Origin of the sequence: Brevibacillus sp. FIR094 (assembly GCF_050477165.1) — a bacterium.
Lineage (GTDB): Bacteria > Bacillota > Bacilli > Brevibacillales > Brevibacillaceae > Brevibacillus.
On record NZ_JBEAES010000004.1, the window covers coordinates 225,161 to 249,816 of the forward strand.

The 24,656-nt window shown below is 47.5% G+C and carries 21 protein-coding genes, 1 pseudogene and 2 riboswitches; of the genes and pseudogenes, 18 read left to right on the forward strand and 4 right to left on the reverse strand.

Translation table 11 applies throughout. The annotated features are described in order from the left end of the window. Nucleotides 1-15: 15 nt before the first annotated feature. On the reverse strand, nucleotides 16-717 hold the full coding sequence (locus ACQ5DJ_RS05130; protein WP_429841481.1) for an NAD(P)H-binding protein: 702 nt from the start codon (nucleotides 715-717) through the stop codon (nucleotides 16-18). Between the two features lie 118 nt (nucleotides 718-835). Here ACQ5DJ_RS05130 and ACQ5DJ_RS05135 point away from each other — a divergent pair, with 118 nt between their 5' ends. Beyond that, complete coding sequence (locus ACQ5DJ_RS05135) at nucleotides 836-1,627, forward strand: hypothetical protein (RefSeq protein WP_429841482.1); 792 nt, start codon at nucleotides 836-838, stop codon at nucleotides 1,625-1,627. A gap of 124 nt (nucleotides 1,628-1,751) precedes the next feature. Then, entirely contained in the window at nucleotides 1,752-3,068 is a 1,317-nt protein-coding gene (locus tag ACQ5DJ_RS05140) for a globin-coupled sensor protein (protein ID WP_429841483.1), read from the forward strand. Between the two features lie 18 nt (nucleotides 3,069-3,086). Here the strand turns inward: ACQ5DJ_RS05140 and ACQ5DJ_RS05145 are convergent, their stop codons facing one another. Continuing rightward, nucleotides 3,087-3,554 (reverse strand): cysteine dioxygenase, encoded by a 468-nt coding sequence (locus ACQ5DJ_RS05145; RefSeq protein WP_429841484.1) that lies wholly within the window; start codon nucleotides 3,552-3,554, stop codon nucleotides 3,087-3,089. 400 nt (nucleotides 3,555-3,954) lie between these two features. Between ACQ5DJ_RS05145 and ACQ5DJ_RS05150 the strand changes: the two genes are divergently transcribed. From ACQ5DJ_RS05150 to ACQ5DJ_RS05225, 16 genes and pseudogenes are all read left to right on the forward strand, one after another. Beyond that, nucleotides 3,955-5,145 (forward strand): MFS transporter, encoded by a 1,191-nt coding sequence (locus ACQ5DJ_RS05150; RefSeq protein ID WP_429841485.1) that lies wholly within the window; start codon nucleotides 3,955-3,957, stop codon nucleotides 5,143-5,145. 51 nt (nucleotides 5,146-5,196) lie between these two features. Further along, nucleotides 5,197-5,922, forward strand: a complete 726-nt coding sequence (gene yunB, locus ACQ5DJ_RS05155) for a sporulation protein YunB (RefSeq protein WP_429841486.1) — start codon at nucleotides 5,197-5,199, stop codon at nucleotides 5,920-5,922. Nucleotides 5,923-6,188: 266 nt separating this feature from the next. Continuing rightward, nucleotides 6,189-7,082 carry a hypothetical protein gene (locus ACQ5DJ_RS05160; protein ID WP_429841487.1) on the forward strand — a complete coding sequence of 298 codons (894 nt, stop codon included), beginning with the start codon at nucleotides 6,189-6,191 and terminating at the stop codon, nucleotides 7,080-7,082. Between the two features lie 18 nt (nucleotides 7,083-7,100). Then, on the forward strand, nucleotides 7,101-7,745 hold the full coding sequence (locus ACQ5DJ_RS05165; RefSeq protein ID WP_429841488.1) for a hypothetical protein: 645 nt from the start codon (nucleotides 7,101-7,103) through the stop codon (nucleotides 7,743-7,745). Nucleotides 7,746-7,992: 247 nt separating this feature from the next. Continuing rightward, a complete protein-coding gene (locus ACQ5DJ_RS05170) occupies nucleotides 7,993-8,988 on the forward strand; it encodes an ABC transporter substrate-binding protein (RefSeq protein ID WP_429841489.1) in 996 nt (331 codons plus the stop codon). Continuing rightward, nucleotides 8,985-11,171: a sensor histidine kinase gene (locus ACQ5DJ_RS05175; RefSeq protein WP_429841490.1), complete on the forward strand. Its 2,187-nt coding sequence runs from the start codon at nucleotides 8,985-8,987 to the stop codon at nucleotides 11,169-11,171. The genes ACQ5DJ_RS05170 and ACQ5DJ_RS05175 overlap by 4 nt, the downstream gene beginning before the upstream one ends. Nucleotides 11,172-11,178: 7 nt before the next feature. After that, on the forward strand, nucleotides 11,179-12,558 hold the full coding sequence (locus ACQ5DJ_RS05180) for a sigma-54-dependent transcriptional regulator (RefSeq protein ID WP_429841491.1): 1,380 nt from the start codon (nucleotides 11,179-11,181) through the stop codon (nucleotides 12,556-12,558). A gap of 158 nt (nucleotides 12,559-12,716) precedes the next feature. After that, nucleotides 12,717-13,649, forward strand: coding sequence for a c-type cytochrome (locus tag ACQ5DJ_RS05185; protein WP_429841492.1), 933 nt, complete (start codon nucleotides 12,717-12,719; stop codon nucleotides 13,647-13,649). Between the two features lie 148 nt (nucleotides 13,650-13,797). Continuing rightward, the gene (locus tag ACQ5DJ_RS05190; protein WP_429841493.1) at nucleotides 13,798-14,466 is read left to right on the forward strand and encodes an HAD family hydrolase; all 669 of its coding nucleotides are present in this window, start codon (nucleotides 13,798-13,800) and stop codon (nucleotides 14,464-14,466) included. A 67-nt stretch (nucleotides 14,467-14,533) separates the two neighbouring features. After that, nucleotides 14,534-14,681: riboswitch (FMN riboswitch) on the forward strand. A gap of 112 nt (nucleotides 14,682-14,793) precedes the next feature. Beyond that, nucleotides 14,794-14,938, forward strand: a riboswitch (FMN riboswitch). 131 nt (nucleotides 14,939-15,069) lie between these two features. After that, a complete protein-coding gene (ribD, locus tag ACQ5DJ_RS05195) occupies nucleotides 15,070-16,176 on the forward strand; it encodes a bifunctional diaminohydroxyphosphoribosylaminopyrimidine deaminase/5-amino-6-(5-phosphoribosylamino)uracil reductase RibD (RefSeq protein ID WP_429841494.1) in 1,107 nt (368 codons plus the stop codon). A 19-nt stretch (nucleotides 16,177-16,195) separates the two neighbouring features. After that, nucleotides 16,196-16,852 (forward strand): riboflavin synthase, encoded by a 657-nt coding sequence (locus ACQ5DJ_RS05200; RefSeq protein ID WP_429841495.1) that lies wholly within the window; start codon nucleotides 16,196-16,198, stop codon nucleotides 16,850-16,852. Nucleotides 16,853-16,868: 16 nt separating this feature from the next. Next, nucleotides 16,869-18,067, forward strand: a pseudogene (locus ACQ5DJ_RS05205) (bifunctional 3,4-dihydroxy-2-butanone-4-phosphate synthase/GTP cyclohydrolase II). A gap of 15 nt (nucleotides 18,068-18,082) precedes the next feature. Further along, entirely contained in the window at nucleotides 18,083-18,547 is a 465-nt protein-coding gene (gene ribH, locus ACQ5DJ_RS05210; RefSeq protein WP_429841496.1) for a 6,7-dimethyl-8-ribityllumazine synthase, read from the forward strand. A gap of 124 nt (nucleotides 18,548-18,671) precedes the next feature. After that, on the forward strand, nucleotides 18,672-20,174 hold the full coding sequence (locus ACQ5DJ_RS05215) for a spore germination protein (protein ID WP_429841497.1): 1,503 nt from the start codon (nucleotides 18,672-18,674) through the stop codon (nucleotides 20,172-20,174). Nucleotides 20,175-20,179: 5 nt separating this feature from the next. Continuing rightward, nucleotides 20,180-21,268: a GerAB/ArcD/ProY family transporter gene (locus ACQ5DJ_RS05220; RefSeq protein WP_429841498.1), complete on the forward strand. Its 1,089-nt coding sequence runs from the start codon at nucleotides 20,180-20,182 to the stop codon at nucleotides 21,266-21,268. Then, nucleotides 21,265-22,383, forward strand: a complete 1,119-nt coding sequence (locus ACQ5DJ_RS05225) for a Ger(x)C family spore germination protein (protein WP_429841499.1) — start codon at nucleotides 21,265-21,267, stop codon at nucleotides 22,381-22,383. The genes ACQ5DJ_RS05220 and ACQ5DJ_RS05225 overlap by 4 nt, the downstream gene beginning before the upstream one ends. 23 nt (nucleotides 22,384-22,406) lie before the next feature. Here the strand turns inward: ACQ5DJ_RS05225 and ACQ5DJ_RS05230 are convergent, their stop codons facing one another. Further along, nucleotides 22,407-23,939: an aldehyde dehydrogenase family protein gene (locus ACQ5DJ_RS05230; RefSeq protein ID WP_429841500.1), complete on the reverse strand. Its 1,533-nt coding sequence runs from the start codon at nucleotides 23,937-23,939 to the stop codon at nucleotides 22,407-22,409. A gap of 3 nt (nucleotides 23,940-23,942) precedes the next feature. Beyond that, a complete protein-coding gene (locus ACQ5DJ_RS05235) occupies nucleotides 23,943-24,569 on the reverse strand; it encodes a TetR/AcrR family transcriptional regulator (protein ID WP_429841501.1) in 627 nt (208 codons plus the stop codon). Nucleotides 24,570-24,656: the final 87 nt, after the last annotated feature.

Here is a 24,656-nt window from a genome sequence, read left to right on the forward strand (position 1 = left end):
CCTCGATAAAAGCCTTCATCCTATACGTATGAACGTCAACTCGTCCTTTTTCCCGCTGCGGGCTAGCTGTGGTAATTCCCTTGATTCGTATGCATGCGCACCTGCCAGTCCAAGAGAGGCGATGTGATGCATGGCTCCCGCGACATTGGTTGCTGTGACAGGTTGATAGGCGCGTAACGGTCCGATCCATAGAAACGAGAGTGAGTGTGATAGCTTCGCACTGAGCTCTTCCGATCGACGTTGTTCCTGTCGCGTACCTAATAAAAGCGACGGGTGGAACATATGCAGACTCGGAAGCGCCAACTCGCGCAGAGCTTCCTCCAACTCACCTTTTACACGATTATAGAAAAAGACGGATCGGCTATTTGCGCCGATTGCTGTGATGATGAGAAACTGGCTGGCTCCTTCTTCTTTTGCCAATCGAGCAATTTCGAGCGGGTACTGATAATCCACTGTGCGAAACGCCTCGCGACTTCCCGCCTTTTTCATGGTTGTCCCCAAGCAGCAAAAGATGTCTGCTCCTTCTAAAAACTGTCGGCAATCTCCCAACTGACGAAAGTCAATGACGACTGTCTGCAAGCGAGGATGCGTGAAAGGGAGCTCGTTGCGGACGACAGCGATGACTTTTCCATATGCGTCATCTTCCAAGAGATGTTGTAGCAATGCACGGCCGACGAGTCCGGTCGCTCCAAATAATACCGCACGTTTCATTGCCATAGTGTTCCTCACTTTCTACGATCCCTCTCTCTTATTTTACCGTTTCGAACGGTTTGACCAAAGCCATTTTTTGCATACTACAGATAAGCTGAACAGATGAAAAGGTGGATGTATCGACATGTGGACAAACAAGAGGGTAAGAATGATTGGCTGTATCGTATGGATGTTGACAGGAGCCGGGTGGGGACAAGCCGCTCTTGCCTTGGAGGCGAGAGATGTACAGCCTCCTCCGACTGTGTTCGAGGAAATCCAGATCAAACGGCAGGATGTGACAGGCGATGGTCGACCAGATCTCGTTACGTTGCTAGGAAAGAGGTTTGCGGCAGACAGTCCTTACTTCGAGCACTTAAAAATCATGGTTCAAGACCCCGTTGCGAAAAAAACAACCTTTTTTACAACACCGTATGGCGCTTATCAGCCGGAGATGTTCTTTTGTGATTTTACCGGCGGGGGTGTGCAACAAATTTTGCTTCAGGCACCGACTGGGGGCAGTGCAGGGACGTCGGAGTTTTATTTGTTCGCAGACAAGGACAATAAGCCGGCGATTTTGCCTGTTCCGCAGCCCTTGACGATCTCGGGCTCCTATCAAGATCATTACAAAGTGCCATTGACGATCAAGGAGACGGGGGAGACTGTCGTTCTCGATTTGTCAGATCGCAAAAAAATCTATGAAGAAAATGGGGTATACAAGAACGGGAAGCTGGTTTCGCCAGTAGAAGTCATGCCTAACACGTTCAGCGTACTCAAGCCCATCGATGAGAATCGCGATGGCATCTGTGAATTAAAAGGAGAACAAAGAGTCAGTGGTGTAGCCAATGCGGATACGATCGCGTATGTGGAGTCGTACTGGAAGTGGGACAAGACAAGCTGGAAGCTGCAACGGGCAGTCGTGAGGAAAGCGGAATTATAGGTGTTTGCTATGTTCATACAACCGTCCATAGCCCATGTGGGCGGTTTACACCCGTTTGCAAAGAGGTATATAATTGAAAGGATATTCCAGAGTTATATGTACTCGGATAAAAGGAGTTCAGGCTATGAGCACATGTCCGTTTTCCACCTTTTTTGGATTGAAAGGGAAAGGAAAAAGTGAATCTTTTTTTCAGGGGGTGAAGGAAAAGGGGGAAGTGCACATTGTAGGGAAAAGCACCCTTGCGAAGCAACTAGCAATGATCAATCTGACCGAAGAAGAATTGGCCATTGTGAAAGCACTTCAGCCACTTATCATTCAAAATATTGACGCTATTGTCGACTATTTTTATACCAGTATTGAAAAAGAACCGCTTTTAATGAATATTGTAAACCAAAACAGTACGATTGAACGGTTGAAATTAACGTTGAACCGCCATATCTGCGAAATGTTTAGCGGACGCATCGACAGCGCTTACATTGAACAGCGCAGTAGAATTGCGGTCATTCATATGCGAATAGGCTTGGAACCAAAATGGTACTTGAGTGCATTTCAAAACATGATGGTTGCCTTGATTGATCTCTTGCAAAAAAACATCGCGGACAAGGACGAATTCGTACAAGCCCTCACGGCCGTCACAAAGATTCTCAGCATCGAACAGCAAATTGTGCTTGAGGAATACGAAAACGAGCATGAAAAGGCGCGGCGAGCGGAACAAGACAAAAAGGACGAGCTGCGAATTCTCCTGACCAATTCTGCGCATGAGCTGGCAGCGGTCTCAGAAGAAAACAGCGCGTCTGTTGTGCAATTGACAGAACAGTCGAGAGAAGTGCTTCGTTTTGCTGAAAATGGCACGGGCTTTTCCGCGAAAGCACAAGATCTGTCCCGTGAAGGCAAAGAAAAGCTGGAAAAACAACAGGAACAAATGTGCTTGATTCAGAGCAGCGTCACGCAAATCTCGGAAGAAATGAACGCGATGGAGAAAAACGCAGAAAAAATCCAAGGGATTGTAGAGGTCGTGACGGCAATTGCTGAGCAGACGAATCTCTTGGCGCTAAATGCTGCGATTGAAGCAGCACGTGCTGGCGAACAGGGACGCGGATTTGCCGTCGTAGCCGATGAGGTACGCAAGCTGGCAGAACAGACCAAAAAGTCGGTTTTCGGTGTGCGTGAGCTGATCGAGAAGACGAACCAGCAGACAGTGGTTCTCTCGTCTGTCGTGGTAGAAATTCAAGCGCTGGTCCAATCGAGCACTGCGGTAGTAAACGAGACGAATGCCTTTTTTGAAGGAATCATGAGTGCTGTCTCAGATAGTAAAGAACAGAGCTCACGGATTCAGCGGGAGCTGGAAAACTTCTTCAAAGTCATGGAAGATATGAACCAAGCGGTGGCACAGGTAGCCAGCTCTGCGGATGAACTATCGGAAATAACGGAAAACCTGTAAAAAAGGGAAATTGTCGGTTCAAAGGGAACAATAGTGGCGGCAATTACGCAATGGGGGACTGTAGACGTTTACGGAAACAACCGGACTTTGTCCATTGTTGCGAATGGCGTGAATTTCCCCAGGCTCTACAAAATAGTATTCACCCGTACTGACATGAGTGGTTTGTGCTCGTTGTACTTCATTTTCATTATTCGTTTGGACATAAATCATATTCGTTAGCGTACCTGAGACTACCAATTCCCATCCAAAAGAGTCACCGTGATTATGCGGAATGGATTCCTGATCTGTCGGTAGATGGATCAAGACAACCTCTACATATGGCGTGGAGAATAATACTTTGCGTCCATAGGGCAGGTTTAGCGGCTCCGGGATGTATGGACCGAGTTGTTCCATGCATGGAGACAAGGAAATGAGAGCGTGTCTAAGCTGGTCAGGAGTAGGCGAAACGAGGGACCCAAATGCTTGTTCCAGACGTTCAAGATTCATAAAAAACCTCCCAAACGAAAGTCATACTCCCTACACCATATGATCAAATTTCAAGAGTAGTGATAGCCTGAGTTCGTCCAAAAGGGAATTATTTACCATTATTATTACATTGTAAATCAACAGGATTACTTGAGTTTAGGACGCTTTTAAATAAAAAGCGTCTTTTTTGTGCTATCGACAATCAACTGATTCACCACCTATTATGGAACTACGGCAACAAATGCCGTACAGGACGATTTGGGGAACGTCCCCCTTCCGAATGTTTCGAGTAACATATGCTTTTTTTGAATTTCATTCAAGAGGAGGCATGCGCATGTCTACTGCCGTAATCAGTGTACGCACCCAATAGAGGGGGGCGTTGATTCAAACCACCTGTCATGATCGGGAGGTTTGGATGTAGATGAATAAGAAATGGTATTTGTATGTCAATGCGTTGTCATCCTTGGGATCACGGATGAATTTGATCGCGTGTAGCGCGTTGATATTTACATTTGAACATAGTGCTTATTGGATGACAGCTTTTTTCGTAGCAAGACAACTAGGGGGGATGCTGTTTAGTCCCCTGGCAGGCATGTTGGCTGATCGGATGGACAGAAGGCGCACCATGATCGCAAGCGACTTGGGGGCCGGTCTTGCTATTTTGGTCATCGCATTTTATCCGACGCCGTATGTATTAATCGCAGCGGCTTTTCTCAATGGAATGCTGTATACGCTGTTTCATATTAGCTTTCAAGCATCCTTGCCACAAATATTTGGTAGTGAGCAACTGGTTCAGGTCAATGGATTAAAGGTCAGGCTGGAGTCATTAGTAGGCATCATGGGCTTCATGCTAGGAGGATGGCTGACAGATCATTATGGATATACGATTGTGATCGCTTTGGATGCCGCTACCTTTCTTTTCTCTGCATGGATTCTGACGAGACTTCGTTGGGTGGAGAAGGAGAACGCTACGCTTGCTACGTCATCTGATGCGGATATCAGAGGAAAAGCAGCGAGCAGCTTTCGTGTCACCCTTCGTTACTTGTGGGACACACCCGTGCTTCTGACGATTAGTCTGTTAGCTTTTCTCATATCGCTCAGTACGTCTGCGTATAATTACGGGCTGCCTTTTTTGGCGGATCAGTTGCGCGGTAGTGACGCTACCCTGCACGGATTGATGTGGACGGCGATGAGCGGCGGAGGTTTGATTGGCTCCTTTGTGGCAGCTCGTTTGCGGGTGAAGCTGGTGAATGGGATGCTCGTTGCTTATGCTGTTTTTTCCGTGGGGATTGTAGGGGCATTCGCGGCAACCGATACTGTGTTTGTGCTTTTGCTCTTGATTTTCGCGGGTCTATTTTCCGGCGCAGCACAGGTTTATGAGAGCACACTTTTGCAACAAGCCCAAAATGAGCTGCGCGGCAAGGTGATGGGGGTGCAGGGGCTCTTGAGTCGAAGCGGGTACTTCGCTGGTTTTCTCATGGCTCCATTCTTGGCGGGTGCCTTCACTTTATTTGGGATGCTGGTCTTCACACAATTGATGTTCGTCGCAGGGCTGATCGCATTTGGCCTGTACCTCGTTATTTCTCTCAAAAAATCGAAATCAGCCTCCTGATACACGTAGTCTTTTTTTCACCTTCTAACCATAGGATGTACCAGTTGGGAGGTGTCGGGATTGGCCGTATTTCGACCCCGGCGGCGTTGGAGAAACCCGCTTTCACGTACGAAAGCGTTTTTGATCGCGTTGGTTATCTTTTTTGTTTTGACGATACAGACACTTGTGTTTTTGCAAAATCGATTGGAGCCTACTCTCTTGATCCTGGCTACGCAAAAAACCGAGCAATTGGCGAAAGAAGCGATAACAGATGCCGTAACCAAGCGGATTTCGCAGCAAGGCGTCGACTTCAATCAGATTGTCAAAATCGAGAAGAACAACGAGGGGCAGATTCAGGCGTATCAGTTCAACTTCAAGGAATATGCGAGAATCGTGGGCGAAACAACAGCGAGAGTCCAGAACAAGCTCCAAGAGTTCGAGGACGAAAAAGTAGACCGCACGATCCCGCTTGGTTTGGCTACCGGGAACTCCTTTTTGGCATCGATGGGGCCGAATTTGCCAGTGACTTTCGTGCCTATTGGTTCGGTCAAGACCAAGCTGGAGACAGAGCTGAAAGAAGCGGGCATCAATATGGTGCTGGCGACGGTATATATTTTCGTGGAGGTCGACCTGCGCATCGTTATCCCTTTTGCGACTGAGGAGCAGACGGTCACGACGAAAATCCCGATCACTCACTCCTTGATCATTGGCGATGTACCGACGTATTTGTACAACAACCCGGAAGGCAAGCCGGATGTGCCGCGACTCCCTGGGGATATACCGAACAGCACTCCTTAATCGCGGAATAGGAAGAAGCGGCAGCGCATTGCTGTCGCTTTTTTGCATGCACCCAGCATGGAATGTCAACACTAAATCTAGATAATTCTTTAGATTTTATATAAAACTGAATATATAAATTATTTAATTGCGCAAGAAGTGACAAAATGCAACAAATATACTGCGCTACCTTTATTTGGTAAAATTATTAAATGAACCTGGCATATGGAATCGAACAAGGTAATGCAGCTTAAGCCTTTTGCCGGAGTACGAAAAGGAGAAATATTATGCAAAAGAAAAAACATATCTTAGTAGCATCCTCTTTGACCACTGCTTTACTATTCAATGTATTGACACCAGCTATGGCGATGAATGATGCAAGCAATTCTGCAGAAAGAAAAGCTGTGATAGAATCTTTACATAAATTAGATAAAAGTATTGAAGCTGCAGAAGGACTATCTGAGGCAGAGCTTGCTAATAAAGTGTTTCATAGTCTTTCTCCTGAAGCTCAACAAAACTTTGTCGATTTTATGGTAAAACAAAGTGAGGCTGGTGATTCCAGTTTATTAGATTATCATGAGGAAGTGATAGGAAAAGTTGAGAAATCCAAGAACAAAATGGAAAAAATAGCCAATAAAGCAGCGCTAAAAGCCGATCCCTTGGATATCCTATCTACTAAACTTGATAGATTAAATTTGCCGAGACCAGTCTACTATTCGTTTATGGCAGTTGGTGGGGGTATAGCAGCAGCAGCAGTTGATGGGCCATTACCTATTGGAGATATTATTGGAGTACTAATTGCTGTTGGTGCTGGAGCAGTTGTCGGATACTATTGGGATGAAATTGAGCCAAAGTTTGACGAAATAATAGAAGCATTTCAAGATTCATTTACTGCGATGGCTGATGAAATTGTAGAAGCTTTTAACTATCTTTATGCAAAAGGAATAATATACTACTATGATATTCCTAAAAGGCTTTTAAATGATGAAGGTGATGGTGTTGATTTAGGCCAGTTTGATAAGAGAATAGATGGAAAAACCAGAGAAAATGAAAAAACTGGTTGGAGTATTCAAAAAGATAGGGGTAATAAGCCCCATGGTGGAAGTGCATGGAAACTTAGAGATAATAAAGGTAATCGAAAGGCTACATTAGATGATACAGGTAAAATCCTTCGAGAATAAGCTTTAGGAGGAAAGTTGATGAATATCACTAAGATAGTTGAGGGTATATGGGGAAAGAATTGGTCTCCTTCAGAGGATATGGAACAAGATATAGAGTGTGATACGGCTCTCTTAGAACATAGTCATCTTGTGGCGGAACGTTTCCCGCAAAAAAGTTTTAATCTGGATAGATTCCCCTTGCAAATAAAAAATCAAACTGTTTTTGCGCAGGTAAATATCTTTTTTGATAGGACGGATGATAATCCTACCCTAATTCCAGCCTATCTAAGAGAAGAAGAGAAATTTAAACAGGTATTCCGTAAACTTTGGGCGTACAATTCAGTTTGGATTGAAACAACATTACCTAATGTAAACGTGGAAATGGCAGCAGATGCTCTAGATTGTGAGAATAAAAAAATAAGGGTTAAAGAAATTCATTCACAATTGAAAGCATCTGGTAGTAAAAGTATGAAAATAAATAATCTGCATGATTTTGAATTATTCCTTGAGTTAGGGCTTCGTGAGAAAGTCTCTACCGTGTTTGTATTTGAAGATATGAAGATTTGTGTATGGTCAAATTTTGATTTTACGTTACCTTTGTATTCTGATGATGATAAATACACTGAGCTACTCCAAAGGATTTGTACTACTGAGGGAATATATTTGCGCTCGTTAACTGATTGATCAAATAGTAATGAAACAATTTATGCAATCGCTGGGAAATGGGCATCGAGCGGTAAGAGCCGCCAACAAGCTCACGATGATGACTGAATAGAAAAAGCGACAGCGCACTGCTGTCGCTTTTTTTTTCGTGAAGGAACATAAAAAAGAGAAAGTTTGACACCAATCCGTATTCACTGACCAAGGTTTGTTAATTATTCACATTTTCTGCAATCATTTACCGCTATGATGAGAGTTGGATGTGATACCTATGAAGAAACAAAGGAAAATCCTCTTTCTCATCTTGTTAGTGGCAGGAACTCTGCTCGATTGGTCCAGTAGTCAGCAAAAACAGGACGTCGATCTTTACACGATAGGAATAGTGATTGCCAATGAGGATAGAAAAGATAAAGTAGCGGGATTAAAGACGGGATTGCAATCGTTAGGTCTCAGTGAAGGCACACGTGTTCAGTATGTGCCCGTTTATTTGAATGAGGTTCAGACGCTAGAAGAGGAGCGCTCCCTTGTCCAGGACTTGATCTCTAAAAAGCCGGATGTAATCGTAACGACAGGGGCGCACGAGACCTTTTTGATTCAACAGGCATCAACGACGGTTCCCATTGTTTTTATTGGTGTTGCCTCAATGGCAGAGCTACCCCTTGTTGAAACTGAGGGCACGGTTACGTGTGGCATCAGTAATGGCCAAATGAATGTCATTGGGAAAAGATTGGAGCTGACAACTCGTTTGTTGCCTGATGCCAAACGCTTTCTGGTTATTGCCGATTCTCATGCTCCTACGACAGAGCAAGCCATCGTAGAAGCTGGGTCAGCTGCTTCCTCTCTTGGCATTCGCTTACAGGTGAAGCAGGTTGCTTCCCCAAAAGACTTAGAGCAGTTGCTCAGTGGGCTCTCTCCAGGAGAATACGACGCCATGCTCCCTTTACCTAGCTATGTTCTGGAAGATGCGATTACCGATTGCTTGCCTCTTTTGATCGAGAAGCAATTGTTTGTCATGGGCGCATACCCCGAGCAGGTGAAGGCTGGTTTGTATGCTGCTTACGGCGTTTCTTTTCATGCACAAGGCATGCAGGCTGCTCATATGGTGGCTCGGGTGTTGGATGGAGTCCCTCCTACCGCTCTGTCAATCGAATGGCCGGATGACGTGCGGTTAGCTATCAATGCCTCTTCCCTGTCCAAGCTTCCTATTACCGTAACCGACCAACAGTGGTCACTGGCACAAGAATGGTATGGAGTGAGGAACCAATGAGGAGGAGCAGACTACCGCGCATCAATCGACTGAAGACAAAAATGCTCCTGTTTGGGCTATGCATGTCCATCGTCCCTTTTCTGATTCTTGGTTATATCAATTTGCATACCAGTAAAGATAAGGTTCGAGAAGAGGTAGACAGAGCCAATCAGATCTACGTGGAAAATACGTTGGCGCAGTTAGATATGCTTTTTTTACATACGTCTCAATCCATGCAGGTGGTTCAGCAGCGTTTTCTCAATGAGCGCCCTAGCGATGACGATGCTTTTTTCTTGCTGAATACGTTATTGAAAACTTCACCTTACATGGAGGAAGTCGCGCTTTTTCATCAGGATGGAGAGCCGCAGTATTTGCTGAATCGTTGGAAACACCATAGGCAGGACACACCCAAGGAGAGAGACAATCAACTTCTTTCTACGATCCAGTCGGGAAAACCATACATCGGAAGCATTGTCCGATCAGCAGAAGGGAAGCTGCTGGTAACTGTCGCGATTCCTCATGTATCTGCCAACGGTGTAAAAGGCGGCATGTACGCAAAGCTCAATGTAAAGCAGTTACTCGAACAAGTCACGCTGCGAGCTCGATATGAAAACGAGGCCTATTTGTTCGTTACAGATGGGAAAAGCGATAGGTTTGCCGATCCGTTTATGCTGGGCAAGCCTTCTGATGGCTCTTTGACCTATTATGAACAAGCGGTTCCTCCTTCCTGGACACTACCAGCTGGAACTGACAAGCCTGTTATCCGTACGTATCAAGCTTCCAATGGTGATGTCATGGTCAACTATGCCATGCGCTCTTCTGTCACACATTGGGTCATTATGCTGGAGCAGTCGAGCCAAACGGCGTTTGCTACCTTTTCAAAATTGGAACAATCTCTGCTCTTTACGACCTTATTTATTGCACTTATCGTTCTGGGGATTAGCATTGTGTTCTCTGTCTCGTTTAGTCGGTTAATGGAAAAGATCGAATCAGCTGTTCAAAAAATCGCAGGTGGCGACTTATCCGTACGAATACCAGTGACGACCTCAGATGAAATTGGCAGGTTAGCAGCGTCCTGTAATGCAATGGCACAGAGTCTAGAGATGAAGACCAATCAGCTTCTCGAAGAAAAGAAACGGCTTGATCTCGTCGTCAGTGGTATGGGGATGGGGTTGATTCTCGTAGATGAGTCTTTTCGCATTCGCTGGATTAACCAAACAGCGTCGGAGTGGTTCCAAGATGCGTCTAATCTCCTGGGAAAGGACTGCCATCAGACGATTGGTCAGCAATTCAGTTCATGCAGTGGTTGCATGCTCCGAACGCGACAAATGGTAAACCAAAAACAGACTGACCTTATTTCATCCAGAGTCGATCAGGATGGACGTGTCCGTTCTTATCGACATCAGGTTTTCCCTCTGTATCCGGAGAAAGAGTCGTCTGCTTTTCTAGAGGTTATCGAGGACATCACGGAGAAACGAGAGCTAGAAGCCGCTATCGCACAAGCAGACAAGCTTGCTGCTATTGGACTCTTGGCGTCGGGAATCGCCCATGAAATCAATAATCCATTAGGCATTCTGTCGCTGTATGGCCAAGACTTGCGAGACCGTCTAGTGGAAGAGGATATTCGAGATTTACAGGATACAGGAGAGCTTACCCAATACTTGGATACGATGGATAAACAAATTAACCGTTGCAAGGAAATCACGACACGATTACTGCATTTTTCGGGGAAATCACCCGTTACCGTAGAAAAAGTAGATATTCATCAAGTGCTATCAGACATTCTCATTCTTCTGTCCCATGAAATACGTGTGAAACAGGTAACGGTGAACCAGTCTCTGTTGGCCTCTGCTCCGTTTCTTCTCGCCACGCCTGGACAGCTTCAGCAAATCGTGCTCAATCTGTTAACCAATGCGCTGTACGCGACCACGGAGCGAGGAAATATTGAGATAGCAACTGATTCTCCATCGAATGATCGAATCCGTCTGTGGATCAGAGATGATGGATGCGGTATACCCGCAGCAGATTTGCCCCATGTTTTGGAGCCCTTTTATACAACCAAGCCTCCTGGAAAAGGGACGGGTCTCGGGTTATCGGTCTGCTACGGGATTGTGACGAATTTAGGCGGAGAAATCGAGATCGAAAGTACGCCAGACAAAGGCACAACGGTTACGGTCATCCTGCCGTCGGCAAAGGGGGAATAAACAAAAAATGCACGCTGACACACGTATACTCATCGTGGATGACGAAGCAGATTTTCGCCATCTATTAACCAGTCGATTAAAGAGAAAGGGATATTTCACGCTCGAAGCAGCTGACGGAATCAACGCACAGAAGCTAGTTACCAGCGAAACGATTCATGTCATTCTGCTTGATTTGAAAATGCCTGGGATGGACGGCCTCTCCTTTTTGCAATGGTGCAAGGAAACCTCTCCTGCCATTCAAATCATTGTTGTGACCGGACACGGAACAATTGAAACAGCTATCGAAGCGATGAAACGCGGCGCTTATGATTATTTGACAAAACCATACAACCTCAATGAATTGGAGGTTTTGATTTCCAAGGCCGTCGAAAAACAGCTGTTGACCGAGGAAAACCAACAGTTGAGAGAAGCCCTATCGACAAACGGGAAAACGACGTTTCAAATCGTTGCTGAAAGCCCGAAGCTAAAAGAGGTCTTAGCAACTGCCAAGCGAGTAGCCAGTACGGATTTTCTCGTTCTCTTAAAAGGGGAAAGTGGAACAGGGAAGGATGTCATCGCGAGACTCATTTATGAATGGAGTGAGAGAGCATCTGAGGCATTCGTACCGATCAATTTGGGGGCGATACCAGAAACGATGCTGGAAAGTGAACTGTTCGGGCACGAGAAGGGAGCTTTTACAGGCGCAACGGCGCAGAAAAAGGGACTGGTAGAGATCGCCCACCTGGGGACGCTCTTTTTGGATGAAGTAGGGGACTTGCCTTTTCCTTTGCAGGTCAAGCTGCTCCGTTTTCTGGAAACCGGCGAATTTCGCCGAATAGGGAGCCCGATTCTGCACAAGGTGGATGTTCGTATCATTGCTGCTACCAATGCCGATTTGGAGAAGAAAGTGGAAGAAGGAACGTTTCGATCCGATCTTTATTTCCGGCTGCATGTCATGGATATAACGATTCCTCCTCTCATAGAAAGAAGAGAGGACATTTTGCCGCTGTCGGCTTTCTTTTTGAATCGACTCAAGCGTAAGTATTCAGTCAAACCGCTTTCTGTGAAAGCGCAGGCAGCTCTTTTCGCCTACTCATTCCCGGGGAATGTTCGGGAGTTGGCTCATATGATCGAACGTGCTGTCGTTTTGGCAAAAGGAGAGGAAATTGAGGACAAGGATCTCTTTCCTCACGAACAGCAAGTACCTCACAACCCGTCAGATAGGAAGCTCATTTCATCAACAGATACTGGGGAGGAAGAGGCATTTTTACTGAAAAATGTTGAGCGAGAACATATCAAGCATGTGCTGGACGTTCTGCAATGGAACAAGACCAGGACAGCAGAGAAGCTGGGGATTAGCGTACGTAATCTGTATCGAAAAATCGAAGAGTACGAGCTGCGACCGTGACATTTTGTCGCATACTGACCATGACATTTTGGCATGGTCTTTTCTTTTTCGTGCTGTTTGGAAGCGTCAAGCCGTTCGTTTTCCTGTTTCTATCGTATGGCACGGCTCTTGCTACTCTCCTGTTGTGAATGCACGATCAACATGGAGGAGTGAGACCTATGATCAAAAAAGAGAAGACAGGCTGGAAGAAGCTGTCTATGGTAGTGGTGGCGATGCTGGTCTTTGCAGGCTGCGCTACACAACCGACCGCTCAACCCACCTCAACAGCAGGTGAGGCCAAAAATAAAACAGCGAGTGGGGCAACTGGAGCGAGCAATCTTGATACCTATACCCCGCCTAGTATGGAGAAGGTGCCAGAAGGGCCATTGGGAGAATCGATTAAGTATGGACATAAGTTAATGAATGAAACGAGCACAGCGATCCCAGAATACACAGGGAATAAGCTCTCCTGCTCTAGTTGTCACGGGAATGCTGGAATGGATGCGACCTCCCCTTTAACGGGTGTCACCGCAGTCTATCCCCAGTACATTCCAAGGTCTGGCAAAGTTCTTACTATTGAGGATCGCATCAATGGTTGTTTTCAACGAAGTATGAACGGAAAGCCATTGCCTTACAACAGCGATGAAATGAGAGCGATGGTTGCCTATCTGACGTATATCTCAACAGATGTACCAGTAGGAATTAAAGAGCGCCCGTGGATAGAGAAAAATGATATGAAGAGCGTACCTCAACCGAGTGTGGCAAATGGAGAAGCACTCTTTCAAAAATCGTGTTTGCAATGCCATGCAGCTGATGGTTCAGGAACAGGACCAAACTCTGGACCAGCGCTATGGGGGGATAACTCTTTCAATATTGGTGCGGGTATGGCCCGAATTTCCAAAGCTGCTGGCTACATTCAGCGCAATATGCCTCTAGGTGAAATGGGCGGTATCAAACAAGGCTCGTTAACGGATCAAGAAGCAGCGGACCTAGCAGCCTATATTTTGTCCAAGCCACGTCCAGACTTTGCCAAAAAGGCACAAGACTGGCCAGCTGGAGGAGTTCCAAAGGATGTGCCGTATGAAGTAGAAAGCGCCAAGAAGAAGCAGTAGGAACTCAATATCTAAGCCCAAAAAGGGACTGTCCCAAAAGTTATAAAATGACGGAGGGATCGTCCCCTTTTTTGATAAAATGGAAGTATCAATCACAGGAGTGAACTCTTGAACCAGCATGGCGTCTTGTCAAAAAAGGAGGCACAAAATGAGCAGAACCTTTCAAAAAGGCATTATTTTCGATATGGACAACACCTTGCTGCAATCCAGGATCAATTTTGCAGAGATGAAGCGGGCCATTTTTCAGCTATGGGTGGATAATGGGATCGTTTCTTCTACACTGGAGTGGGAAAAGCATACCGCGTCGCAGCTCATTGAGATCGGGCGAAAAGCGGAGCAGATGACGAGTGAGCTGGAGCAAGCGATGTGGGATGCGGTAACCGCGATTGAGAAGAAAGGGATGCATGGGGCTGTATTGGAGCAGCACGCGGTAGAAGTGCTAGAGGAATTGAAGAACCGCTATCAGCTGTATATCCTAACCAACAACGCTTATGCCGCGGCAGAGGAGGCTTTGAACGAGACGGGAATCGCCTCTTACTTTGATGAAATTGTAGCCCGCGAGCAGATGACGATCTTGAAGCCATCTCCATCGGGCATTCACTATATTCGCAGCCGCAAGCCAGATTGGCCTGTTTCGGCTTGGACGATGATCGGAGATTCGTGGATCGATGGTAAGGCGGCATGCGACGGACAAGTCGCTTTTATTGCCTATCAAGGGAACGAGCAGGACATGGAGCAAAATGGCGTTGTGCCAAGAGCGTACATAAATGATTTGAAACAACTCCTGACCGTCCTTGAAGAGTGTGAGCAAGGCTAAAGTGCACTTCTCCAATAAATGATTACAGACAATAGCGAAAAATGTGCTATACTTTGCATAACTGAATACCAGCCTTCAGGGTAGGGTGCAATTCCCGACCGGCGGTAATGACGAACGCACGTCTGAGCCCGCGACTCGCTATCGAAGCAGTTGATAGCGACTGACTTGGTGCAAATCCAAGGCCGACGGTACAGTCCGGATGGGAGAAGGTATTTGGAATGGCCTATTTCGTCGTTTTTTTGAAAAACGGTTGGAATAAGGCTTCTTTCTCGACGCCCTGAGTATACGATTCTTGGGCGTTTTTGTTTTTCGTTAAAACTTCATAGCGACAATCTTCAGGGCAAGGTGAAATTCCTGACCGGCGGTAATGGCGTACGTACGTCTGAGCCCGCGACTCGCTGACCACGCTTACAGCGACTGATCTGGTGAAAAACCAGAGCCGACGGTACAGTCCGGATGGAAGAAGATTTTTGTGCTTTCTTCATTTGTTTTTGAAAAACGAATGAGGTAAGGCTTCTTTCCCTATGCCCTGAAACGCTTTGAGGTTTCAAGGGCTTTTTGCGTTGTGCTTGGCTGGAATGCTGGAACAGAAAGGAGTGCGGTATGGAACAGGACAGCAAGTACATGGGACTGGCGCTGGAACTGGCACGATCGGCACGAGGCCAAACCAGTCCGAATCCCATGGTCGGAGCTGTGATTGTGAAGGATGGAACCATCGTGGGAATGGGAGCGCATCTGCGGGCAGGAGAACCCCATGCTGAGGTGCACGCACTAAGGATGGCTGGGGAAAAAGCGCAAGGTGCGACCGTGTACGTAACGCTGGAGCCTTGCAGTCACTACGGGAAAACACCGCCGTGTGCAGAGGCGTTGATTGCAGCTGATGTACGTCGTGTCGTTGTAGCGACACTCGACCCGAATCCTCTGGTGGCGGGACGAGGAATGGAGAGGCTGCGGGCAGCAGGGCTGGAAGTGGCGGTGGGTGTGAGAGAAGAGGAAGCGAAGGCGCTCAATGAGGTCTTTTTCCATTACATCCAGACCAGACGTCCATTTGTGACGGTAAAGACGGCAAGTACATTGGATGGGAAAATCGCTTCGTTCACGGGACACAGTCGGTGGATCACTGGAGGAGAGGCTCGGGCAGAGGTGCATGAACTGCGCAGGCAGCACGATGCGATCCTGGTCGGGGTTGGGACGATTCTCGCTGATGACTCACTATTGACGGCGCGCCAGGAAGAGCAACGGTTTGGGAGCCAGCCAGTTCGAGTGATTTTGGACAGCCAATTACGGACGCCGCTGGATGCCCGTGTCGTCCAGAATGCAGATGCGAAGACGTGGATCTTTACGACAGATGCAGCCCCAAGGGAAAAGCAGGAGCTGCTTGTGGCAAGAGGAGTAAGGGTCATCACAACGGAGGCTCCAATTCGCGTGGAAAAGGTGCTGGATACGTTGGGAGAGCTGGGGATTACTTCATTGCTTGTGGAGGGCGGACAGGAAGTCAATGGCTCCTTTTTGCAGGCGAGAGCGATTCAAAAGGTCGTGAGCCATATCGCGCTAAAGCTGATCGGAGGAAGGGGCGCGCCTTCGCCATTCGGTGGTCAAGGCTTTGCGACGATGGGAGAAGCGGTACAGCTGACAGATGTCTCAATCATGGCTATAGGGAAAGGTGATGTACAGATCATCGGGTACCCACAATGGGAAGATCAGACGTAGCAAGTGAGGAGGAGAGAGCATGTTCACGGGACTGGTAGAAGAAGTGGGCGTGTTGGAATCGATTCAAGGGAACGAGCAGGCGAGTCGACTGGTCATCCGCGCACAGCAGGTACTCGAAGGGGTGAAGCACGGCGACAGTATCTCGGTCAATGGTATTTGCCTTACCGTTACTTCTTTTTCAAATCGTCAGTTTAGCGTCGATGTGATGCCAGAGACGATGAACAAGACGAGCTTGCGGCAATTACGCAGCGGACAGCGAGTGAATTTGGAGAGAGCGATGCGGCTGGGGGACCGTTTTGGCGGGCATATCGTCTCTGGACATGTAGATGGGACCGGAATGGTTGCTTCACGAGAGGTGAATGCGAATGCTGTCGTGTTTCGGATGGAGGCCAAACCACAACTGTTGAAGTATGTTATCGCCCGTGGATCGATTTGCATAGATGGCATCAGTCTCACCGTGGTGGACGTAAACGATAGCGGTTTTACCGTTTCGATCATTCCGCATACGCTGGCGAATACGAGTCTTGCAGACAGACGACCTGGGGACTTGGTGAATCTCGAAACAGATGTCATCGGCAAATATGTGGAGCGATTGTTAGGTTATCAAAACCATGGGGGTACAGAAAAATCTGGCGGGCTCAGTCTAACCTTTTTGCAGGAAAACGGCTTCGCGTGAGAAGGAGGGAGAAAGCATGTTTCATCGCATAGAAGAAGCATTGGAAGATTTGCGTCAGGGCAAGGCAGTCATCGTGGTAGATGATGAGGATCGGGAAAATGAAGGAGATTTTGTCTGCATGGCCGAAGCGGCTACACCTGAAATGATCAATTTCATGGTTACACATGGGAGAGGACTCGTTTGCGTACCAGTGACAGAAGAGCACGCAACTCGTTTGCAGCTTCATCCGATGGTGAAGTCCAATACAGACAAACAAGGAACGGCTTTTACCGTGTCCATCGATGAAGGGAGTACCCACACAGGGATATCGGCTCATGAGCGCTCTCAGACGGTCTTGGCGATGCTGGATGATCAGAAGACGGCAGAAGATTTCCGCAGACCGGGACACATTTTTCCGTTAATCGCGAAGTCTGGCGGTGTATTGCGCAGAGCGGGACATACGGAGGCGGCAGTTGATTTGGCTCGCTTGGCCGGGGGAAAATCGGCGGGAGTCATTTGCGAAATTATGAACGAGGATGGCTCATGGCACGTCTGCCACAATTGGTAGAGATCGCACGCCGCTTTGATCTCAAGCTGATTACGATTGCAGATTTGATCGCGTATCGGATGAGGACGGAATCCATGGTGAAAAGGGAAATCGAAGTGCAGCTTCCGACCGCCTACGGTGATTTTCGGATGGCGGCCTATACGAACGAGCTGGATGGCAAAGAGCATGTGGCGCTCATGAAGGGAGAGATCGGACCAGATGAGCCCATTCTCATTCGCGTTCACTCGGAGTGCTTGACAGGAGATATTTTCGGCTCTCATCGCTGCGACTGCGGTCCACAGCTACATGCTGCATTGGAACAGATCGAAGCGAACGGACGTGGCATTTTATTGTACATGCGCCAAGAGGGCAGAGGCATTGGCTTGATTAATAAGCTGCGTGCCTACAAGCTGCAGGAGGAAGGCTTGGATACCGTTGAGGCCAATGAAAAGCTAGGGTTCCCCGCTGATCTGCGAGATTACGGTATCGGTGCGCAAATTTTGCGAGATTTAGGAGTGCAACGCATGCGGCTTTTGACCAACAACCCACGAAAAATCCGCGGGCTTATCGGTTACGGATTAACAGTAGAAGAACGGGTGCCGCTTCAAATGCCGGAGCATCTGCACAACAAACAGTATCTATCAACAAAACAAGAGAAGCTGGGCCACCTGCTTCATCTGCACGGATAAGGAGAGGGAATAAGCATGAGAACATTCGAAGGACATTTGGTTGGAACAGGTCTGCGTGTAGGGATTGTGGCAGGACGCTTTAACGAATTGATCGTGAGCAAGCTGGTCGGAGGGGCTCTCGATGCCCTGAAGCGTCATGGCGTAGAAGATGAGCAGGTAGACGTGGCTTGGGTACCGGGTGCATTTGAAATTCCGTTGATCGCGAAAAAAATGGCGGAATCCAGTCGCTATGATGCGGTTGTTACATTGGGAGCTGTCATTCGTGGCTCCACTCCGCACTTCGATTACGTCTGCAATGAGACCGCAAAAGGAGTTGCATCCTTATCTCTATCGACTGGGATACCTGTTATTTTTGGTGTTTTGACGACAGACAATATCGAGCAAGCTATCGAGCGAGCGGGAACAAAAGCAGGCAACAAAGGCTGGGAAGCAGCAACAGCAGCGATCGAAATGGCTAATTTATCTAAGCAGTTCGCTTAATCATTTCATAGGGAACGAGATATTTCAACGGGGGCTTCGGCTCCCGTTTTCTATTTTTTTGGATAAAATCACCACGGACAGGTCAAAGTAAGAAAGATTTTCCTGAAAAAAGGGGGGATCTAGCGTGAAGCCGACTGATTGGTGGAGAGCGCAAGTAGAGGCCATACAAGCAAAGCGGCGCATCGGTTCGGTTCAAGCGCGGCGAAGCGAACAAATTACACCCGATATGGTAAAACAATGCATGCAAAACGTGGATGACCTCAGCAGCTTGTCATTGAAGATGAATGACGAAGAGGTACACGTTTTTTTTCTCGATACACTGGTGGATGTGTCCCGGATTTATGAGAATGTCTTTCTTCCGTTGCAGCGTTCCGATGGTAGAGATCCGATGCAGGTGCTTCCTTTCTCACAGGAATGCCTTCTTGACGATATGGAGACGTTGATGAGTAACTTGCTACGCGGTCATACGATCTTGTTTTTCCTGGAAAGAAATCTCATTCTGCATGTGAATACATTTCAGGTCGCGCATCGTTCCATTACGAAATCCGAAACGGAGGCGACCGTCCTTGGACCGCAAGACTCCTTTGTTGAAATGCTGGAGATCAATTTGTCTTTGCTTCGGAGAAGACTGGCTACGCCTCATCTGAAAGTATCGAGTTACACGATTGGCACCGAGGCGCAGAACAAAGTAGCTGTGATTTATTTGGACAATATCGCGAACGCGGAAAATGTGGAGCGCGTGAAAAAAAGGATCGACAATGTCATTTACCACGGATTTGTCGGGATGCCTATATTGAAGCAAATGCTGGAGGACAAGCCGTACTCTCCGTTCCCGCAATTTGGCTTGACGGGTCGGCCTGACAATGCAACAGCAGCTTTGTTGGACGGTAGAATCGTGATCATGCTGAATGGCAGCCCGGATGCCGCGATCTGTCCGACTTCCTTTCTGGAGATGTTCAGCAGCCCCGAAGACTTTTACAATCGATGGTCAACGGCAAGCTTGCTGCGGATGATTCGCTTTTTCGGATTGTTTATCACCATTATGCTCACCTCAAGCTACGTCTCTGTCTTGACGTATCATCCGGAAATGCTTCCCCCCGCTTTACTGACGATTTTGTCTGAATCGCGCAGTCGGGTGCCATTTCCGCCTGTGATCGAGGTGCTCATTATTGAGCTTGTCATCGAGATCCTGCGGGAAGCGGGGATACGCATGCCGACTAAAATCGGCCAGACAATCGGTATCGTTGGCGGTATCGTGATCGGGACAGCCTCTGTACAAGCGGGGTTGGCCAGTAATATCTTGATTGTCCTTGTATCTGTATCGGCACTGCTTTCTTTTGTGCCACCCAATTTTTTGATGAGTAATGCGATTCGGCTCGTTCGCTATGGTTTCATCTTGATGGCAGGCGTATTGGGCATGTACGGACAAATACTGGCACTGGCGTTTTTATTCGGGCACTTGCTCAATCTGACTTCACTCGGGACACCGTACATGGCTCCGGGCGTTCCGCGTCAATGGACCGATTTGATGAATAGTTTGGTACGTGCACCATTGAGGTTTATCGTCAATCGCAACCGCATTTCTCGGGCAAAGCAAAAGCATGTCCGGCCAGTTGGGGAGGACTAGGGTAGATGGATAGAGGGAGAATTCACAGCCTGAATCCGATCCTGGTAATCGGATTGATTATGAATACGATGGTCGGGGTTAATTTACTTGGACTGGCTCATCATGCAAGCAGAATGGGCTACAATCTGTGGTGGTCTCCGATTTTGCTGGGATGCATCGTCAGCTTAACGCTTATTCCGATGATGGCCTTGTGCCGTCGCTATCCAGAGGATAATCTTTTTCGGATTCACGAAAAGCTGTTGGGAAAATGGCTGGGACGCTGTTTCAATATCCTGATTATCGTCTACGCCATTCTGAATGTATCTACCGCGAATGAAGGGTATGTCAGGTTGGTGCAAACCTCCATGCTGAGCAATCAGACTGTCACAATGCCCTTGCTTGGATTGACATTGGTCATGGTCTACATTACTAACGGCGGCATCAAATTGATCGCGCGTTTTTGCCTGCTAACGTTCTTTTTTACAGGCTGGATGATTTTTCTTTTGCCGTACGGATTTCAAAAGGGAGGAATGATGCATATTTTTCCTCTTTTTCATACAGATTGGCGCAGTATAGCCGAAACGGTGCACAATTCATACGCGAGCGTGCTTGGGTATGAATTGGTCTTGTTCTTCTACCCATATATCCAAGAGAAGAACAAGGCACACAAACATGTGCTAATTGGAGTATGGATCGTTGTTTTGTTGTACGTCATGATTCTGCTCACGAGTGTGTCTTATTTTTCTGAATGGCAAATGGACAATCTCATTTATCCCATTTTGAATTTGTTTAAGGCTGTAGAGCTGTCTTTTTTGGAGCGGATCGAAAATCTCGGGATTGGTCTCTGGGTCTTCCTCATTATCAGCACGAGTACGGGATACTTGTGGGTTGCGCGTACCGGCCTTGAAGAAATGGCAGAGAAGACGAGGCTGTGGCATCTGCTTGTACCGACAATCATTTCGTTTCTATTCATTGTGGGGCCATTATCTGTAGAAAAACAACGCTATATATATGACAAGGTGACTGTTTATATGGCCTATGGATTAATCTTGTGGCCGATTTTTTTGTTAGTGCTGCATTCCTTGAGATTCGGTAGAGGAGAGCGGGTATCATGAAGAGGGCGAGCTGGCTCATTGTTACGGTTATCCTCTTGCTCAGCCTTTGCGGTTGTGGGCGCGAACTCGAACGGCCAGCACTGGAAGACATGGCCATGATTGGGGTTATGGGCTTCGATTATGTGGATCGTGAAAAGATAGATATCACAGTAGCGGTACCGGTTCCCTCCAAAAATAAGGAATCCACACAGGTGTACTCGACTCATGCCTCGATGACGAGCGAGGCAATGCTGAATCTCGCGACAAAAGCAGATAGAACCATGTCCCTCTCGCAATTGCGTGTGATTTTGTTTAGTGAAAAATACGCCCGCAAAGTAGGGATCGGAAAAGTCATTCTTGATCTCTATCGCAATCCGATTGTAGGAGAAAATGTATACATTGCCGTCGTAAAAGGAAAAGCGAAAGATGTCATCAAAGGAACCTATAACCACAGGCCAGAAATCAACACGTATTTGAACAACTTGCTCCGTCCGCGAGTGGAAACGGCCTTTTCGTCTTTTTCGACCATTCACGATTTTGTTTTTATGATGACCAGCAACACGATGGACCCAAATCTTCCTTATCTTATCCACAGTAACGGTGAGATTCAGATCTTTAAGGTGGCCCTTTTTCGAGTGGACAGGATGATCGGAATGTACTCACAGCGAGAGGGGAAGTTGGTTCAGGGGTTTCTGGGAAGAGAACGCTTGCCACGTATGAGCTTCGAGTTCCAGTACGAGACGAAGAGAGGTAAAAAACATACAGAAAAGGTCGTCTTCGATTTTGTGCGGGCAAACACGAAGGTAAGAAGCAAAGGCAGCCTGAAAAAGCCTGTCATCAGCATCGAGCTTCGGGTAAGAGGGATGCTGGTGGGCTATTCAGGCAGCAAGGATTTGGAGAAGCGGGCTCAATTTCGGACCATGGTTCAAGAGCTTGAGAAACGAATTAAAAAGGAAAGCGTGGATATGCTGGTACGTTTTCAAAAGCAAGGGGTTGACCCGGCGCAGCTCGAGGAGAGCATTCGCCAAAGATATTATGGCAAATGGACACGCGAAACGGGTCTTGCCCTTTATAAGAAAGCGAAAATCAACGTTAAGGTTCATGTGGATATAGTCGGTTTTGGCACACTGAAATAAGGAGCGATTGCATTCCGGCGTGGTTAGAACAGACGCTTGAATTCGCGCCAGATCGCACCCAAAGTCCGGAGATTTACATTTTGGAGCTTGCCGTACAACAGGTTCGTCAATCCAATAAAGGTGAGCTCCTGGTCTTTCGTATACGGATACCAATTGAACTCACGCTTGCGTTTGCCCGGATCATGGATGACAGAGATGCTGTGCGTAAAGGCTTGCAATCCGGAAGGTCCGCGATAACGGCCGATGCCACTCTGTTTGACCCCGCCAAAAGGAAGATGGGGATTGGCGTAGCTGATAATGACGTCATTGATGCACACATTGCCGCTTTCGAGCTGACGAGCTACGCGATCCGCTTTTGTTTTATCGGCTGACCATACCGAGGCATTCAGCCCGTACGGTGAGCTGTTAGCCAGGCGGGCAGCCTCCTCTTCGGTGGCAAAAGTCATGATCGGCAACACCGGACCAAAGGTCTCCTCCCGCATGATTTTCATGTCAGATGTCACGTTTGTGAGAATGGTCGGCGCGATATACATGCTGTCAGAGGAAGGAAGTCCTCCGGTGACTGCGGTCGCGCCCGCAGTAATTGCTTCGCTCACATGCTCACGGACAATTCCGATTTGTTGGGAAGACGTCATCGACCCGACCTCAGCCTGATCCGGATAGCTTTGGCGCAATGCTTTTGTCTTTTCGGTGACTAGCTTGAGAAATTCAGGATATACCTTTTCATGGACAAAAAGCCGTTCAACTGACATACATACCTGCCCGGAGTTCGTAAAAGCCCCCCACACCGCGCCATTTGCTGCCCGTTCCAAATGAGCGTCTTCAAACACGATCATCGGGTCTTTTCCGCCTAGCTCCAGTTCTACTGGGATCAAATGCTCCGACGCTGCCGCCATAATTTTTTTGCCTGTCGCGACAGAGCCTGTGAAAAATATTTTATCTGGGCGAGCAGCTACCAGCGCCTGTCCAGCTTCGCGTCCTCCATGCAGGACGGTCACGACTCCATCCGGCATAGAAACAGCGGAAAACACCTCTTCAATGAGCAGTCCGGTAGAAGCAGTCACCTCGGAAGGTTTTAAAATAACGGTATTGCCTGCTACGATGGCAGATAATACGGGAATGACGGCAAGCTGAAACGGATAATTCCACGGAGAGATAACGGCGACGACACCCATAGGCTTGTAGTGGATATACGATTTCTTCGGCCACAGCACGAGGGAGGTTGGTACCGGCTGATCGGCCAGCATCTGATAAGCATGCTTTTCATAAAACCGGATCGTGTCGACAGTGACGAAAATTTCGGTCATGTACGCTTCCAAAGTAACTTTTCCGGTAGCCTCACTAATTTTTCGGGCGATTGCTTCGCCGTGATCGACTAAATAGTGCCGCAACCGTGTCAAGTAGTCCAGACGCTCAGCCAACGATGTAGAGGACCAAGCTGGAAAGGCAAGACGCGCACGTGCCATCGCGTCTTCTACATGTTTTGGAGTCGCTTCCTGTAAAGAGCCAAGCAGCTCTCCAGTGGCGGGATTTTGCATGGACATGACTGCCATCATGATTCACCTCGATTCAGGAAATAAAGATTCAGAAGAGAAGAGTGTATGCATCAAATGGGTAAAGGCCTGTTCAAAACGGGCAATCGCTTCTTCCGGCTTCTGTGACTCATCGAGCAAAAATTGAAAAAGGAATCCGTCAATTGCAGAGTAAATGAGTGAGATTGCGGAATCTTCGTCGATGGTCAATAAGGATTGTTCTTCGCGCTGCAACCGTACGAGCATACGAGAGATGAGCTGATGTAGACGGGACCGAATCACTTTTACCTGCTCACCAAACGCAGGAACATACATGGCCTGTACCTGCAAGTCATACCAGAGCCGATGTAGCTTCCGATCCTCTTGTAGGCTCCGGCACAAGACTCGGGCTAGAGCTGCTGACCATTCACCAGATGGAGCTGCGATCACTTCGCGTTCCAACTCTTCCATAAAACGTCCTTTGTAGCTAGAGATGACAGCGAGCAAAAGCTCTTCTTTGCTTGCAAAGTAATAATGCAGAATGCCAAGTGAGACGCCAGATTCCTTAGCTATGTCGCGCAAGGAAACGTGTGCATACCCTTTTTCAGCCAGACAAGCAGTCGCCTGCTCAATCAAAAATGCCCGTTTTGCTTCGGCTTTTTTCTGGGTAGTCACTTTCTCACCTCTTTTTTGGACGACTGTCCAGTTTTTCTATTTTTATTGTATTTTTACGGATGATGTCTGTCAATGAAAAGAGCTGCC

What these genes read in the sequence shown, in the direction of transcription:
- ACQ5DJ_RS05160 (WP_429841487.1), top strand. Translation starts at nt 6,189, where the DNA reads ATGCAAAAGAAAAAACATATCTTAGTAGCATCCTCTTTGACCACTGCT.
- ACQ5DJ_RS05185 (WP_429841492.1), top strand. Translation starts at nt 12,717, where the DNA reads ATGATCAAAAAAGAGAAGACAGGCTGGAAGAAGCTGTCTATGGTAGTG.
- ACQ5DJ_RS05165 (WP_429841488.1), top strand. Translation starts at nt 7,101, where the DNA reads ATGAATATCACTAAGATAGTTGAGGGTATATGGGGAAAGAATTGGTCT.
- ribD (WP_429841494.1), top strand. Translation starts at nt 15,070, where the DNA reads ATGGAACAGGACAGCAAGTACATGGGACTGGCGCTGGAACTGGCACGA.
- ACQ5DJ_RS05230 (WP_429841500.1), bottom strand. Translation starts at nt 23,939, where the DNA reads ATGATGGCAGTCATGTCCATGCAAAATCCCGCCACTGGAGAGCTGCTT.
- ACQ5DJ_RS05130 (WP_429841481.1), bottom strand. Translation starts at nt 717, where the DNA reads ATGGCAATGAAACGTGCGGTATTATTTGGAGCGACCGGACTCGTCGGC.
- ACQ5DJ_RS05150 (WP_429841485.1), top strand. Translation starts at nt 3,955, where the DNA reads ATGAATAAGAAATGGTATTTGTATGTCAATGCGTTGTCATCCTTGGGA.
- ACQ5DJ_RS05145 (WP_429841484.1), bottom strand. Translation starts at nt 3,554, where the DNA reads ATGAATCTTGAACGTCTGGAACAAGCATTTGGGTCCCTCGTTTCGCCT.
- ACQ5DJ_RS05175 (WP_429841490.1), top strand. Translation starts at nt 8,985, where the DNA reads ATGAGGAGGAGCAGACTACCGCGCATCAATCGACTGAAGACAAAAATG.
- ACQ5DJ_RS05135 (WP_429841482.1), top strand. Translation starts at nt 836, where the DNA reads ATGTGGACAAACAAGAGGGTAAGAATGATTGGCTGTATCGTATGGATG.
- ACQ5DJ_RS05220 (WP_429841498.1), top strand. Translation starts at nt 20,180, where the DNA reads ATGGATAGAGGGAGAATTCACAGCCTGAATCCGATCCTGGTAATCGGA.
- ACQ5DJ_RS05200 (WP_429841495.1), top strand. Translation starts at nt 16,196, where the DNA reads ATGTTCACGGGACTGGTAGAAGAAGTGGGCGTGTTGGAATCGATTCAA.
- ACQ5DJ_RS05225 (WP_429841499.1), top strand. Translation starts at nt 21,265, where the DNA reads ATGAAGAGGGCGAGCTGGCTCATTGTTACGGTTATCCTCTTGCTCAGC.
- ACQ5DJ_RS05170 (WP_429841489.1), top strand. Translation starts at nt 7,993, where the DNA reads ATGAAGAAACAAAGGAAAATCCTCTTTCTCATCTTGTTAGTGGCAGGA.
- ribH (WP_429841496.1), top strand. Translation starts at nt 18,083, where the DNA reads ATGAGAACATTCGAAGGACATTTGGTTGGAACAGGTCTGCGTGTAGGG.
- ACQ5DJ_RS05180 (WP_429841491.1), top strand. Translation starts at nt 11,179, where the DNA reads ATGCACGCTGACACACGTATACTCATCGTGGATGACGAAGCAGATTTT.
- ACQ5DJ_RS05190 (WP_429841493.1), top strand. Translation starts at nt 13,798, where the DNA reads ATGAGCAGAACCTTTCAAAAAGGCATTATTTTCGATATGGACAACACC.
- ACQ5DJ_RS05140 (WP_429841483.1), top strand. Translation starts at nt 1,752, where the DNA reads ATGAGCACATGTCCGTTTTCCACCTTTTTTGGATTGAAAGGGAAAGGA.